We start from the raw sequence: 13891 nt of genomic DNA on the forward strand, positions 1-13891 counted from the left end.
GCAAAAAGCTAGAGGTTCCCCTAGCTTTTTACGTGTTTTAAATATCCTCTTTGCGCGATCATAAAGTAAATGGCAGAAGCTAAAATGTATGCTCCAATTACAAGCGCACCTGATTTCCACAAATTAATATAAAGCATTTTCCCTAACGTATGAAGAGCAAATCCACTATGAATTGAACCGATTAAAATTGGTATAAAGAAGATAACTCCCATTTGTCGAATCGCAATTTTGCGAATTTCTTTATCTGTCATACCGATTCTCTTTAACGATTTAAATTGAATACGATCTTGTTCTTTATCGTTAAACCATTTAAAGTATGTCATACTACAAGCGAAGAAGAAGAATAGTACCGCCACGAAGAAACCGATGAACATTGTAATCGCTCCACCTTCTCTTATATCCTTATACGCAAACACTGAATTTCTCAATTCTCCTTGCTTTTCTGGTGCAATTTCATTTTTCAAATCTAATACAAGATCTTCTGTACTTTTCCAATCCTCAATATAATAACCGTAATATTTCGTCTTTTCTTCATCTGGTACAAGTTTTGCATACTTCTCAAAATCTTGATCATTTACAACGAGATATTCACTATCATTAAAAACAGAAAATGAAGTTGGGCTATTTAACTGAACAGACTGCTTTTGTCCGTTAATTGTAAATTCATACGGTTTCGTACGGTCTATCTTCATCAGTTCATTTGCCATATCGACCATAACCATCGTTGCACTGCCTGGTGCATTATGAACTTCTGTAACTTGCTCTCTCTTTTGTTCACGCACTTCTGCATTATATTCTTTTTCTGAAATAATCGTCATCGGTACTTCATGTTCACTATTAAACAACGTTATTTTCTGTGTTGCCGGTAGTTTAACGTAGGTTACTTTTCGCGCATCTTCAAACCCGTGTCTCTTCACAAGCTGCTGTACCTTTTCTTCATTAATAAGGTTATGCGTATTTAACCCCTTTTCCTCATATGAAATAGCATGTGGAGTTTTGACTACCGTTTTATAACTCATATCCTCAAAATATACGTAAAGCGTGCCAACTGCCGAGGATACAACCGCCGTAATAATAGAAATTACAAATAGAAAACGAGCATTATCTTTCATTTTATAAATAAGGTTACTAAGGACGAACATATTTGGGTACGTATAAAAAGATTGTTTTCGTTTTTGCAATGCTTTTAATACGACTGTACTACCTTGTGTAAATAGTAAATACGTTCCGCCAATTGTCAGTCCTACCACCGGTAAAAAGAGGATGAGGAAATTCAGAAACGTTACTTGGAAGCTAAGTACATACGCAGCAATAATACATCCTATACCAACTACACATAACCATGTAAATGCAAACGGCTCTACTTTTTGCTTTCTTGCTTCTCTTAATAAATCAATAATTTGCAAGCGCCCGACTGTCCAAACACTAAACAATGATAGGATTAAAAATAGAATAAAGTATACACCAGCTGTAATAAGAATTGCTTTACTATTCCAAACGAGTGGAAGTGTCTTATCTATTTTCAATAATACGCTTAACGCTTGGAAAAATAATTTTGAACAAAGCATTCCAGCCCCAATACCAACTACAATTGCAATACTACCTAACATCAGTTGCTCTAATATAATCATTCGGCCGAGCTGCGATTTCGTTCCGCCAATTAATGTTAGTAGACCAAACTCTTTTTTTCTTGCTCGTAAAAAACGTTGAATTTGCATATAAAATAAAGAGTGCCGAGAAGATGACCACAATATAATTCATCGATTCTAATCCTTTTGTGATCATCTTCCTCATACTAATATTACCGCTTACGACATCTGGATGATAAATAAAAGAAGCATACATGAAAAATACGACAATCGATAAACAACTACTTATAAGAAACGCTTTATAGTTACGCCAATTTCCTTTTACATTATTAAGCGCGAGCTGGCGAAAGTTCATGATACTCTCCTCCTAGCATCGCAAGTACGTCCAGAATTTCTTGGAAAAAGGCTTGTTTCGTTCTTCCTTTATGTATTTCCGAGAAAATTTCTCCATCGCGTATGAAAAGGATACGTTCACAATAACTAGCCGCTACTGGATCGTGCGTAACCATTGCAATCGTTACTTTCTTTTGCTCGTGTAAATCTTGCAGAGCGCCCATTAGCGATTTCGCTGACTTCGAATCTAAGTTTCCAGTTGGCTCATCTGCTAAAATTAACGTCGGTTCATGAATGATTGCTCTCGCTGCTGCTGCACGTTGTTGTTGTCCCCCAGATACTTCGTATACTTTTTTATTTAAAATTTCTTCGATGTTTAAAAACTTCGCAATTTCCAGTACTTTCGCATCGATTTCATTTACAGATTTCTTCGCCATTACAAGTGGTAAAATAATATTTTCTTTAATGGATAACGTATCAAGTAAATTAAAATCTTGAAAGATGAACCCTAAATGTGTACGGCGAAACTCCGCTAATTTTGCAGCACGCATTTGATTAATTTCTTCACCATTTACAAGCACATGACCTGAAGTTTGCTTATCAATTGTTGCTAATAAATTTAAAAGCGTCGTTTTCCCGCTTCCTGAAGGACCCATAATCCCTACAAATTCGCCTTCTTCTATTTTAAAATTTATATCGTTTAAAGCAGTCGTCGCTACTGAACCTTTTGATTGGTACACCTTCGTTAATCCTTTTACTTCAAGAACACTCATTTCTAATCCCCCTATGTGTTTTCTTCTTACATTTACTATAAGAAAAATAAGAAAAAGAAACGAGTGATTTCCCTTACAAAACGTTTTGTTATCTTACAGTTTTGTCATTTTTCTCATTAATGTATGATACTCTTCATCTTTTGCAAATTGGAACGTGAATGTTGTTCCTTCTCCTTCAGCCGATTGAACATATATTCCATGATGTAAATTATCGCAAATTTCCTTCGTAATATATAAGCCCATCCCAGTCGCTTCTCTCGTTTTACGTCCATTTATTCCCGTAAAGAATGGATCAAATATGCGCTTTACGTCTTGCTCTGGAATACCAATTCCATTGTCCTTAATATGTAATAACACCTTTTGATTTTTCTCTTCAATTTGAAATTGAATTTCTTTTTTCTCTGCCGCTGAAATTTTTGTATACTTGATTGCGTTTACAACAATTTGACCTATAGCAATACTCAGCCATTTTCTATCAGATGCAACCATACAAGTATCTTCTTCAAACATCACTTTCGGAAATACAGACGATTGAATGAAGGATTTTCGATTTTCATTAATAATACCTCGCACGACATCTATAACATTTACTACTTCTACTTTATAATCCTTCGCAAACTGCTCTAGCCTTGCCATATGTAACGCTAAATCTAAACCATTTAGTATACGGTTATTTTCTTCACGAATACTTTCAACTGTTGCTCTTGCCTCACGATGCTCCTTGCCAAACTTCTGCAACAATAATTCAATAACAGATACTGGTGTTTTCATTTGGTGAATCCATTGGTTCATAAATATCATTTGCTGTTGCTCTTTCGCATGCTGTTTATGAACTTCATTCATATATTGCTGTCTTAATAACGTAAAAGATTCAACGACCATTTCTTGCTCTAATGTATAAGATTCATCAATAAGTAAAGAGTCATGTAATGTATTTCCGCCAGTAACATACTTTTTGATACTCTTTAAAAACACACTCCGTTTTCGGTAATCGTAAATGAGGTATACAGTAAACACAACTGTTCCTAATAAAAGTCCATATAACCACGTACTCCAATCAATGGATTTCTTTTCTAAAAGACTTTGCAACTGCAAAACAAGCCCAAATAAACAAAGGCTAACAATATAAGAAAGAATTAAAGAAAAGCGGTCCATGAGGTAATTTTTAACCTTCATGCCCTTCGCCCCACTCTGTAAGAAGCGCATAACCATATCCACGTTTCGTTACAATTGCATTTTTAATGCCTAGCTCTTCTAGTTTCTTCCTTACACGTTTTACATTTACGGTTAATGTATTATCATCCACAAATGCTACTTCATCCCATAGAGCTTCTAACAGTTCTTCACGCGTTACATATTGATTCACCTGTTTCATTAAACACTCTAATAAGTAAAACTCATTTTTTGTCAGTTCAGTTTGTTGTCCCTGCCACTCAACGATATGCTGGGACGGGAATAACAACAGTCCATTTACACCTAAACAATCACTCTCAGCAGCAGAGGCATACTCTCCATAGCCACGGCGAAGCGCACTCTTCACCTTTGCCATTACGATATCTAAATGGAATGGCTTCGTAATATAATCATCGCCGCCATTTTCAATCGCCATTACTTGATCCATTTCCCCTGTTCTTGCAGAAACAAAAATAATCGGCGCATTCGATACAGTACGAATTTGACGACACCAATAAAAACCGTCAAAGTACGGTAAATTAATATCAAGTAACACAAGATGAGGATTTATTTTTACAAACTCATCTTTTATATGACGTAAATCACTTGCTCTAAATGATTGATAGCCATACCTTTCTAAATGCTCCTCTAATATTCCCGCAATTTTCTCATCGTCTTCTACAATTAATATTTTATACATGTTCTTTTTCTCCCCATAAAAGAATTCTTCTACATTTACTCCTTTTTCCATTATAAATTGAAAATTTAATTAGTGGGGATTTTTTCCTATATAAATCCGATTTTTACGATATAAAAAAAGACTGCCGTATTTCGGCAGTCTTAATCGATAAATTCAAATTCATATTCAAGAATTTTCACAATATCTCCGTCTTTTGCACCACGTGCACGAAGCGCTTCATCAATACCCATTCCGCGCATTTGACGAGCGAAACGACGTATAGATTCATCACGTGAGAAGTCTGTCATCTTGAATGTTTTCTCGATATCGTAACCAGAGATAACAAACGTGCCATCACTTTCACGTGTAATTTCAAATTTAACACCTTCAGTATCAAATTTGTACATTACACTTGTATCAGACTCATCCGCAACTTCATGTATTGGGAATTCTGGTGTTGTTTCTATTAAGTTTGCTACTTCAAACAGTAAGTCACGAACACCTTGTCTTGTTACAGCTGAGATTGGGAAGATTTTTACTTCGTCTCCCACTTTCTCTTTAAATGCTTGTAAGTTTTCTTCTGCATCTGGCATATCCATTTTGTTTGCAACAACAACTTGTGGACGCTCAGTTAAGCGAAGATTGTATTCTTTCAATTCATTATTAATCGTTACGTAATCTTCATATGGCTCACGGCCTTCTAAACCAGACATATCAATAACATGCACGATTACACGTGTACGCTCAATATGACGTAAGAATTGGTGTCCAAGTCCGACGCCAGCATGTGCGCCTTCAATTAGTCCTGGAAGGTCAGCCATAACGAAGCTGCGGTTATCACCAGTTTCAACAACACCAAGATTCGGAACGATTGTTGTGAAGTGATACTCTGCAATTTTCGGACGCGCTGATGATACAACAGATAATAATGTAGATTTACCTACACTTGGGAATCCAACAAGTCCAACGTCTGCTAGTACTTTAAGTTCTAGAATGACATCACGCTCTTGACCTGGTTCCCCGTTCTCAGCGATTTCTGGCGCTGGGTTCGTAGCTGTTGCAAAACGTGAGTTACCACGGCCACCACGGCCACCTTTTGCAATTACAGCAGTTTGTCCATGCGTTACTAAATCGGCAAGAATTTGACCAGTTTTTTCATCTTTTACTACTGTTCCTGGCGGAACCTTTACAAGTAAATCTTCAGATTTACGCCCGTGCTGACCTTTACTCATTCCGTGCTGACCGCGATCAGCTTTGAAATGACGTTGGTAGCGGAAGTCCATTAATGTACGTAAGCCTTCCTCAACTACGAAAACAACATCTGCACCTTTACCGCCGTCACCACCTGCTGGGCCACCTTTAGGAACATACTTCTCACGACGATACGCAACCATACCGTTACCACCGTCGCCGCCTTTTACATATATCTTGACCTGATCTACAAACATTATTTCACCACACTTTTTTCAATTGGTTGTAATATAACTGAGACTTCTTCGTCTCGCACTGTATAAGAAATGGAATACCATTTATTGTTTTGGGTCGCAAGCCAATTTTGTAGTTCTTCTACACTCGTTAGCTTACCACGAAAATCAAAAAAGAAACGAGCATTCTCCGCGTCACATTCAATTGTGATACAAACATAATTTTCAACATATACGTCTAAACTATGCTGAAGCATTGAGAAAAATTGATTCGTCCATGTACATACAGTCTCATCTAAGTGAGATAAGTTATGTAATTTCCCTAATACTTCGTACTCCAATAAGCACGGCTGCTGTTTCCAATTATATGTTAAAATCCACTCTGAAAATAAAGGCATTGATAGCCCCATCAGATTGGATTCTTGTCTCGCTTCTTGGACAAAACGATCGATGAGACTATGAATTTCTTCCACTTTTCCAAGTGAAAGGTTTCCTTTCACCATCTGCATACGATTGAGCCAATCATGTCTTGAATGGCGCAATGCATCTATAATTGTCCATTTTTCATTCATTTAGATACCCCTTAATATAGAAAAACTCTAACCTGCACTCAGGTTAGAGTTTTCCGTGAGTTCTTATGCTTCTTGAGCAACAGGATATACGCTCACTTGTTTGCGGTCACGGCCAAGACGCTCAAAGCGTACTACGCCGTCAACTTTCGCGTATAAAGTGTCATCGCCACCACGACCAACGTTAACACCTGGATAAATTTTTGTACCGCGTTGACGGTAAAGAATTGAACCACCTGAAACCGTTTGACCATCTGCGCGTTTAGCACCAAGACGTTTTGACTGAGAGTCACGACCGTTCTTTGTACTACCTACACCTTTCTTAGATGCGAAAAACTGAAGATCTAATCTTAACATACGTTACACCTCCTGCACTTTTTCTATTAAACGGATATACTTTCCGTAATCAAGTTCGATCGTCTTAAGCGAAACAACCAATCCTTCTAAAAGTATCTGTGCTTTTTCTGCTGCATGAACGTCTAAATCATTAGGCAATTCATACGTTAAGAATCCGCCATCACTTCCGAGTTCAATAGTTGCCTGCACATTACAAAGTTCTTCCACTGCATTTATAGAACCAAACACAACCGCTGTAGTTCCAGCACAGACAAGGTCTTGTCCATGTGGCGCATAATCGGCATGTCCAGTCATTTTAAATGATTGGATACTTCCTAATTTCGTGCGACTTATCGTAATTTTAATCATGTTAACCAGAATTAAGCGTTGATAGCTTCAACAACTAGCTTAGTGTAAGGTTGACGATGACCTTGTTTCTTACGATTGTTCTTTTTCGCTTTGTATTTGAAAACGATGATTTTCTTAGCGCGACCTTGTTTTTCAACTTTCGCAGTAACTGTTGCACCTTCTACAACTGGGCTACCAACTTTAACGTTTTCGCCACCAACGAAAAGAACTTTGTCAAAAGTAACAGTTTCACCAGCTTCAACATCTAATTTTTCAATGTAGATTGCTTGACCAGCTTCAACTTTAATTTGTTTTCCACCTGTTTCGATAATTGCGTACATACTTGCACCTCCTCTTAATTACTAAGACTCGCCAAAAACGAGGTAGACATAAATGCCTTTAGGGAACCTGTCTTGTGCGGTTGTAGCATATAGCCGTTTAGGTGCTATAAACTATAACATAAAGATGTTACCATAATTCATTGAGTATTGTCAATGAATCTTCTACTAACTATTTTTTCCGTTCTACAATTTCTTTTTTACTTCCAAAACGGATAATAGCGTACTTTTCGATAATATCATCTTTGAAATAAATTTCAAATGGAATATTTTTTTGTAATTCTTTTTGCAAAAATTGTTTTTGCAGTTCTTTAGGCGCAGCGATTAATACTGCCTCATCCTCTATGTTGCCATATGTGATTAATTCTCTCTCTAGCTCATACGCAATTGTTTCATACGACATTACATAACCCGTCGCTTTGCAAGATACACACTCTTCTAGTAATACGTCACGTAAAGAATGTTTTTTACGTTTTCGTGTCATCTCCAAAATTCCTAACTCAGTAAATCCAAGTACTCTTGTATAAGTACGATCATCTTTCATAGCAGCTATGAGACATTCTCTTACCTTTTCTTTATCTTCTCTTTTTTTCATATTAATAAAATCAATTAATATCATACCACCAATATCACGAAGTCTTAATTGGCGTGCAATTTCTTCAGCTGCCATCTCATTTGTGCGAAGTACTGTATCTTGTAAATTTTGTTTTCCAGTAAACTTGCCCGTATTCACATCAATTACAGTCATCGTCTCCATTTGCTCTACAATTAAATAAGCACCATTTGGAAGCCACACAATTTTTTGGAGTGCTTTCTCAATTTCACGCTCTATTCCAAAATGGTTAAACATCGAAGACTTTTCATTATAAAAAGATACTTTTTCTTTTCCAACTTTGTCTTCTAACTCTTTTACTATACTTCTTGTATCTACAACTACTTTTTCAATTGTTTCAATTGGATTCTCTTGAAATACACGATCTAAAAAGGTCGCCGGTCGATGAAGTAATAACGGCGCCTTTCCTTGATCCTCTTTTCTTTTTAACTCTTCATACAACTGTTGTAACCCTTGCATTTCAGCTTGTATTTCTTCAATTTCCCCTTTTTCAGAAGCAGAGCGGAAAATGTAACCTCCCGTTCCTTCTACTTCAATTTCAAGTAACTGTTGTCTTCTTTTATTATTTTTTATTTTCCGAGAAACAGCTCGCATCTCATCAAACGGCATATAAACGACATATTTCCCGGTAAATTCTATATTCGCTGTCAATTTAGGCCCTTTCGTATCAATTGCCTCTTTCACAACCTGTACGAGTATCGCTTGCCCTTCATGTATACGATAAGAAGGTGGTACATCATCGTATGAAAGATACGCATGTTTTTCTAAACCTATATTTACAAAAGCTGCGTTCATTCCAGCAATTGTTCTTACGATACGTCCAACATAAATATGCCCAACAATCTCTTGCTCTTCATTACGTTTCCATAAAAACTCAACAATCTTTTTCTTCTCTTCAATTGCAACGCGCTTTTCCGAACCAGCGTAATTCACATATAACGTTTTCAAAATTATTTCCTCACTTTATAATCTTCTTTGCTTTTACAATAATAAAAGGTTAGTGCTATCGTCAACACTAACCGATTAATTCTTCAACTGATGAGGTTGTTCGTTTTTCAGTAAAATATGCATAGAGCAATTCATTTTCATCCAATGTGTAATGCTCTTTATATTTTCCACGGACGATAATAGAATGCTTATATCCTCTACGAAATTTTGTGAATATCTTATATAAATGATCTTCTGATTGCACTTCAATAGGTGCAATCTTTTCAATCCCTCTTTTATTTCCATAATAACGTTCTAATAAAAAACGCATAAATGCATACCGTCTTTGTTTCCACTCTTGATATAACGACACTGCCAAAAATATGAGTAGTACCCACATCATAATATTGTTACTATTCCAGAGCAACTGCCATCCTAATATTACACCAAAAAAAACACATGACAATTTCATCATCTTTTCATGTGCTTGTAAATAAGGAAAACGATATGATAGTATATTAAACAATACTTTCCCGCCATCTAACGGCCAAATAGGGAGTAAATTAAACGCTAAAATAATTATATTATTCCACATAAAGAAATAATATAAATCTGCATTCAACCAACCGGCTTCAAACAACATATAACCTACCAGCATCATCCAAACATGTTGAATCGGCCCTGCAATTACGACAACAAGTTCCTCTTTCAATGACTTATTACCATGTTCCTCAAGCTCGGCCACGCCACCAAACGGCAAAAGCTGAATTCTTTTTATACGCCAATTATAGTGTGCTGCTGCAATAGCATGCCCAAGTTCATGAATAAGAACGATACAAAATAACAGTAGTAACTCTTTAAAACGTGCAGTAAAAATACCAATGACAATAATAACCCAAAATAATGGATGCACGGAAATTTTCGTCAAAACGTCTCTATATTTAATCAAATGATATCACCTGGATCGGATCAATAAATTTTTCATTCTTTTTTATCGCGAAATAAAACTTTCCATTTTTATCATTTGTATCATTACTCACCGTTCCAATTTTTTGTTTCTTTGAAACGTAATCATATAATTTCACTGACATATCGTTTAAGTTTGCATACCATGACTCCGTACCATCTGCATGTTGAATTTGAACTGTATTTCCAAGTTCCTCTTTCTTACCCGCAAAAACAACTAATCCTTCATTCACTGACTCAACCGTTGCATTTGTAGCTGTTTGGACAAATACACCTTGGCCATTTTTTTGAAACCCTTGCATTACCTTTCCAGAAGCGGGAATTGCATAATCTTTTTGCTGAATACTTCCTTCTTTTTTCTCGTTTGGCGAATAGAATACGAGCGGTTTTCCAAATTGCTTTTCGTACCATTTCGCTACAGTAGCAAACTGAAATTCCTCTTTCATCACTTTTTCTGTAACAGCTTTAGCTCCATTGAATGAAGAAGGAGCATTCTTATATAAAATAGCAACCGAAAGAACTAATATGGCCGATAATAAAACTTTGAAGAAAAAGACTTCCTTTCGAAATAAAGGATGCATTTCCTTTTCTCCATCTTCAATAACTACTGTTTCGCTATCAAAATTCCCTCCGGTAAAATACTGTTCTTCCTCCATCCTTTCTTGCTCGGCCTTCCTTTTTGCAATCCGCTTTTTAATTTCTTCTACGCGTCTATTCTTCATACTGTCTCCTTTCTTTCGTTAAGCTAATTTCAATAGAAACAGTTGTATACAGTTTGTACATATGTATGAGCTAAGAAAGAAAGATATTCGTGTGAAGAAAAAAGAAAGCACCTCGCATATGTGCGAAGTGCTCTTAACGGATTCCAAAGAAGTTTTTCACCTTTGCAAATACCGATACCTTTTCTTGTTCAAATGCTTGTAATGGTACATTCTCACCTAACAAGCGTCTTGCAATATTACGATAAGCCAACGCTGCTTTTCCGCTTGGTTGCAACGCCACAGGTTCACCTGTATTTGTAGCTCGAATAACTTCATCGTCATCTTCGACAACACCAAGAAGCTCAATTGACAATGTACGTACAATTTCATCAACATCTAACATATCCTGTTCATGAAGCATATGACTACGTACACGGTTAATAACAAGTTTCGGTGGTTCAATATCCTCTTTTTCTAAAAGCCCAATAATACGATCCGCATCGCGCATTGAGGATACTTCTGGAGTCGTAACAACGATTGCTTTATCCGCACCAGCTACCGCATTTTTAAATCCCTGCTCAATCCCCGCAGGACAATCGATTAATATGTAATCATAATCTTGACGTAATACTTGTATTAATTCATCCATTTGTTCAGGTGTTACCGCTGATTTATCACTCGTTTGTGCTGCAGGTAATAAATAAAGATCATCAAAACGTTTGTCTTTAATAAGAGCCTGAGGTAAACGGCAACGCCCTTCAACGACATCAACAAGATCAAATACAATACGATTTTCCAGCCCCATTACTACGTCTAAATTTCGAAGACCGATATCTGTGTCAATTAAGCACACTTTCTTTCCAGATAACGCTAGGGCCGTACCAATGTTCGCAGATGTAGTAGTTTTACCTACTCCGCCTTTTCCAGATGTAATTACTATTGCCTCTCCCACAGCTATACAATTCCCCTTTCTAACTTTGTTAAATTAGGTCTAAGATGAGTGAGAAGTTGCAGGCGATCGACAACAATGTGATTGTTCTCATTAATATACGCACATTCTGCCGCCTCCGCTCCGTCTTCTTTCTCTTCCGGAGCCCGCATTGCCACATCACTAATTCGAAGTTGCATCGGGTTCATAACAGATGCAGCGATTACAGCATCTGAATCCCCATAATACCCAGCATGTGCAATTCCTCTTAATGATCCTACGACAAAAATATTCCCCCCAGCGATAACCGTTCCGCCTGGATTAACATCTCCAATTAACAACAAATTTCCTTTTACATGTAAAACTTGTCCAGAGCGAACAATTTTGGAAATAGGGACAATTTCTGTTTCTTCTTTCCAAGCTATTGCTTCTGCTTTAGTGATAACATCACTTTCAATTGAATCCACAACAAGATTCTTTTTATTACGAATTAACGTACGAATCTCTTCTTGTTGGACTTCTGTTAAATAACGATTTCCTACTTTCACATGCACTTCAATTAAAGAGCGCCCATCACCATCGTAGTAATGTGTAGAAAGTTTTTCGTCTAATTCCATCAATAATTCTGAGAATGAACAACAATCATCTAAATGAAGCGTTATCCCATCTTTTGTCCCTTTTATCGTTACATTTTGTTGCTTTTTTTCTTCCACTAAAGTTCACCCCACCGATTCAATTCGACATAAAATTAGAAAATCCTTTTTTCTTTTTCTTCCATCGCTTTTGAAAGACGCACTATATATCGTCTCAGTGGGAAACAAACTATCAATAAGAAAATAGCATTTAACAATAAAGTAGAAAGGAGACGATCTGTGAAAAAGACATGCGCTGGCATATGAGTACGTCCTAACAAAGTTAAGAAGCCATACACATAATACTCTAGTGCTACAATGCTAGCTAATATGATAGAAACAACAATAAATAAATTCAATTGTAATACTTTCATCACACTATAAACTAAATAAGCTAAAATCGGATAAGCAAAAATATATATCCCGACAAGTTCTGTGTATACGGTATCAAATAAGAAGCCAAATAATAGTCCGTAATAAATCCCTTGGACCGGACTATAATACACTGTAATAAAACATAAGACGATTATAAAGAAATGCGGTGCTGCTATACTGTCTTTCCAAAACACATCCGTTGGAACAACAGTAGCAAACATATTTTCAAATAGAAACACAAAAAGGAGCAAAAGAGGAAGAGCTGCTCTTTTTAATATCTTCATCATCTCTTCTTCTCCTCCTATTCTAATGGCGCTGAAGGTGTTGCACGTTTAGCAACCGTAATATGCTCTACGTCATTTAAATCAGCGGCAGGTTTTACATAAGCTGTTTTTGTTAAGCCATATGCATCCGGCTGAACATCAACGATTTTTCCAATTACAAGACCTTTCGGGAAAATATCACCAAGTCCAGATGTTACAACTAGTTGATCTTTTTCTACCGGTGCATCAGAGCCAATCTTTGTGAAAAGAAGTAATTGTTTTTCTTTGTCATAACCTTCAATCAAACCAAAGATTTTCTCTTGCCCTTGTACAATAGCAGAAACGCGATTTGTTCGGCTCATAGAACTTAGTAATTCTACTGATGATGTAAACTGAGATACACTTTTCACTCTTCCAACTAACCCTTGTGAAGTTACTACAGCCATATCTTTTTTAATTCCTTGCTGTGCCCCTTTATCAATTCCAATTAAATCGTACCATTTATCTGGATTACGAGAAACAACAGTAGCTGGAATTTCAGTATACCCGCTATTTAACTCTTTTTTACCAGTTAGCTCTTGTAGCTTCTTGTTATCATCTTCTAGTTGTTTTACTTTCCCTGATAGACCTGCATAATTATCTAATTTTGCTTTTAATTCTTTATTCTCTTCATACGTGCGCTTTACATCTTCTACATTTTCGAAGAATCCAGCTACGTATTTCGCTGGCTTTTGGAATACACGTTCTACAACACCCACAGTGTCTTTAACAAACTGCTCTGGCCATGTTAAACTGTTCCGTTCTTTCAATGAGATTCCAATCAATGCCACGAGAAGAATAATACTAACCAACAAAACAATTAATCTTTTGTTTAAGAAAAACTGTGGCACGTTCACACCCTCTTAATTTCACTGATTTTTATTT

Annotated in this window: 15 protein-coding genes, 1 pseudogene and 1 other annotated feature; all 16 genes and pseudogenes read right to left on the bottom strand. The window is 36.5% G+C overall.

Going from position 1 to position 13891, the window contains the following annotated elements:
• Positions 1 to 20: 20 nt before the first annotated feature.
• Positions 21 to 1944 (bottom strand): annotated as a pseudogene (locus MHH27_RS22790) (FtsX-like permease family protein).
• On the bottom strand, positions 1919 to 2695 hold the full coding sequence (locus MHH27_RS22795) for an ABC transporter ATP-binding protein (RefSeq protein ID WP_000114529.1): 777 nt from the start codon (positions 2693 to 2695) through the stop codon (positions 1919 to 1921). Before MHH27_RS22795 ends, MHH27_RS22790 begins: the two are co-directional and overlap by 26 nt.
• Before the next feature lie 93 nt (positions 2696 to 2788).
• Positions 2789 to 3871: a HAMP domain-containing histidine kinase gene (locus MHH27_RS22800; protein WP_000865403.1), complete on the bottom strand. Its 1083-nt coding sequence runs from the start codon at positions 3869 to 3871 to the stop codon at positions 2789 to 2791.
• The gene (locus MHH27_RS22805) at positions 3861 to 4568 is read right to left on the bottom strand and encodes a response regulator transcription factor (RefSeq protein ID WP_002082113.1); all 708 of its coding nucleotides are present in this window, start codon (positions 4566 to 4568) and stop codon (positions 3861 to 3863) included. The genes MHH27_RS22800 and MHH27_RS22805 overlap by 11 nt, the downstream gene beginning before the upstream one ends.
• 140 nt (positions 4569 to 4708) lie before the next feature.
• A complete protein-coding gene (obgE, locus tag MHH27_RS22810) occupies positions 4709 to 5995 on the bottom strand; it encodes a GTPase ObgE (RefSeq protein WP_000497130.1) in 1287 nt (428 codons plus the stop codon).
• Entirely contained in the window at positions 5995 to 6543 is a 549-nt protein-coding gene (locus MHH27_RS22815; RefSeq protein ID WP_001003587.1) for a sporulation initiation phosphotransferase B, read from the bottom strand. The genes obgE and MHH27_RS22815 overlap by 1 nt, the downstream gene beginning before the upstream one ends.
• Positions 6544 to 6606: 63 nt before the next feature.
• Complete coding sequence (gene rpmA, locus MHH27_RS22820) at positions 6607 to 6897, bottom strand: 50S ribosomal protein L27 (protein ID WP_000944957.1); 291 nt, start codon at positions 6895 to 6897, stop codon at positions 6607 to 6609.
• Between the two features lie 3 nt (positions 6898 to 6900).
• Complete coding sequence (locus MHH27_RS22825) at positions 6901 to 7245, bottom strand: ribosomal-processing cysteine protease Prp (protein WP_002094147.1); 345 nt, start codon at positions 7243 to 7245, stop codon at positions 6901 to 6903.
• An 11-nt stretch (positions 7246 to 7256) separates the two neighbouring features.
• Entirely contained in the window at positions 7257 to 7565 is a 309-nt protein-coding gene (gene rplU / locus MHH27_RS22830) for a 50S ribosomal protein L21 (protein WP_000270907.1), read from the bottom strand.
• 14 nt (positions 7566 to 7579) lie between these two features.
• Positions 7580 to 7657 (bottom strand) — a sequence feature (ribosomal protein L21 leader region).
• A gap of 77 nt (positions 7658 to 7734) precedes the next feature.
• A complete protein-coding gene (locus tag MHH27_RS22835; protein ID WP_016512286.1) occupies positions 7735 to 9123 on the bottom strand; it encodes an Rne/Rng family ribonuclease in 1389 nt (462 codons plus the stop codon).
• Between the two features lie 67 nt (positions 9124 to 9190).
• Positions 9191 to 10051, bottom strand: coding sequence for a stage IV sporulation intramembrane metalloprotease SpoIVFB (gene spoIVFB, locus MHH27_RS22840; RefSeq protein ID WP_000599064.1), 861 nt, complete (start codon positions 10049 to 10051; stop codon positions 9191 to 9193).
• Positions 10044 to 10790, bottom strand: coding sequence for a stage IV sporulation protein SpoIVFA (gene spoIVFA, locus MHH27_RS22845; protein WP_000797475.1), 747 nt, complete (start codon positions 10788 to 10790; stop codon positions 10044 to 10046). The genes spoIVFB and spoIVFA overlap by 8 nt, the downstream gene beginning before the upstream one ends.
• Positions 10791 to 10923: 133 nt before the next feature.
• Positions 10924 to 11721: a septum site-determining protein MinD gene (minD, locus tag MHH27_RS22850; protein WP_000503309.1), complete on the bottom strand. Its 798-nt coding sequence runs from the start codon at positions 11719 to 11721 to the stop codon at positions 10924 to 10926.
• Between the two features lie 2 nt (positions 11722 to 11723).
• Entirely contained in the window at positions 11724 to 12410 is a 687-nt protein-coding gene (minC, locus tag MHH27_RS22855; protein WP_000391521.1) for a septum site-determining protein MinC, read from the bottom strand.
• 35 nt (positions 12411 to 12445) lie between these two features.
• Positions 12446 to 12991: a rod shape-determining protein MreD gene (gene mreD, locus MHH27_RS22860; protein ID WP_000975765.1), complete on the bottom strand. Its 546-nt coding sequence runs from the start codon at positions 12989 to 12991 to the stop codon at positions 12446 to 12448.
• A gap of 14 nt (positions 12992 to 13005) precedes the next feature.
• The gene (gene mreC / locus MHH27_RS22865) at positions 13006 to 13857 is read right to left on the bottom strand and encodes a rod shape-determining protein MreC (RefSeq protein WP_001135487.1); all 852 of its coding nucleotides are present in this window, start codon (positions 13855 to 13857) and stop codon (positions 13006 to 13008) included.
• Between the last annotated feature and the right edge of the window lie 34 nt (positions 13858 to 13891).

Source organism: Bacillus sp. FSL L8-0152 (assembly GCF_038006365.1).
Classification (GTDB): domain Bacteria; phylum Bacillota; class Bacilli; order Bacillales; family Bacillaceae_G; genus Bacillus_A; species Bacillus_A cereus.

Excerpts from the sequence above, each read along its gene's own strand:
- MHH27_RS22795 (WP_000114529.1), bottom strand. The coding sequence starts at position 2,695 with ATGAGTGTTCTTGAAGTAAAAGGATTAACGAAGGTGTACCAATCAAAA.
- rpmA (WP_000944957.1), bottom strand. The coding sequence starts at position 6,897 with ATGTTAAGATTAGATCTTCAGTTTTTCGCATCTAAGAAAGGTGTAGGT.
- spoIVFA (WP_000797475.1), bottom strand. The coding sequence starts at position 10,790 with ATGAAGAATAGACGCGTAGAAGAAATTAAAAAGCGGATTGCAAAAAGG.
- MHH27_RS22805 (WP_002082113.1), bottom strand. The coding sequence starts at position 4,568 with ATGTATAAAATATTAATTGTAGAAGACGATGAGAAAATTGCGGGAATA.
- MHH27_RS22825 (WP_002094147.1), bottom strand. The coding sequence starts at position 7,245 with ATGATTAAAATTACGATAAGTCGCACGAAATTAGGAAGTATCCAATCA.
- rplU (WP_000270907.1), bottom strand. The coding sequence starts at position 7,565 with ATGTACGCAATTATCGAAACAGGTGGAAAACAAATTAAAGTTGAAGCT.
- MHH27_RS22815 (WP_001003587.1), bottom strand. The coding sequence starts at position 6,543 with ATGAATGAAAAATGGACAATTATAGATGCATTGCGCCATTCAAGACAT.
- obgE (WP_000497130.1), bottom strand. The coding sequence starts at position 5,995 with ATGTTTGTAGATCAGGTCAAGATATATGTAAAAGGCGGCGACGGTGGT.
- mreD (WP_000975765.1), bottom strand. The coding sequence starts at position 12,991 with ATGATGAAGATATTAAAAAGAGCAGCTCTTCCTCTTTTGCTCCTTTTT.
- MHH27_RS22800 (WP_000865403.1), bottom strand. The coding sequence starts at position 3,871 with ATGAAGGTTAAAAATTACCTCATGGACCGCTTTTCTTTAATTCTTTCT.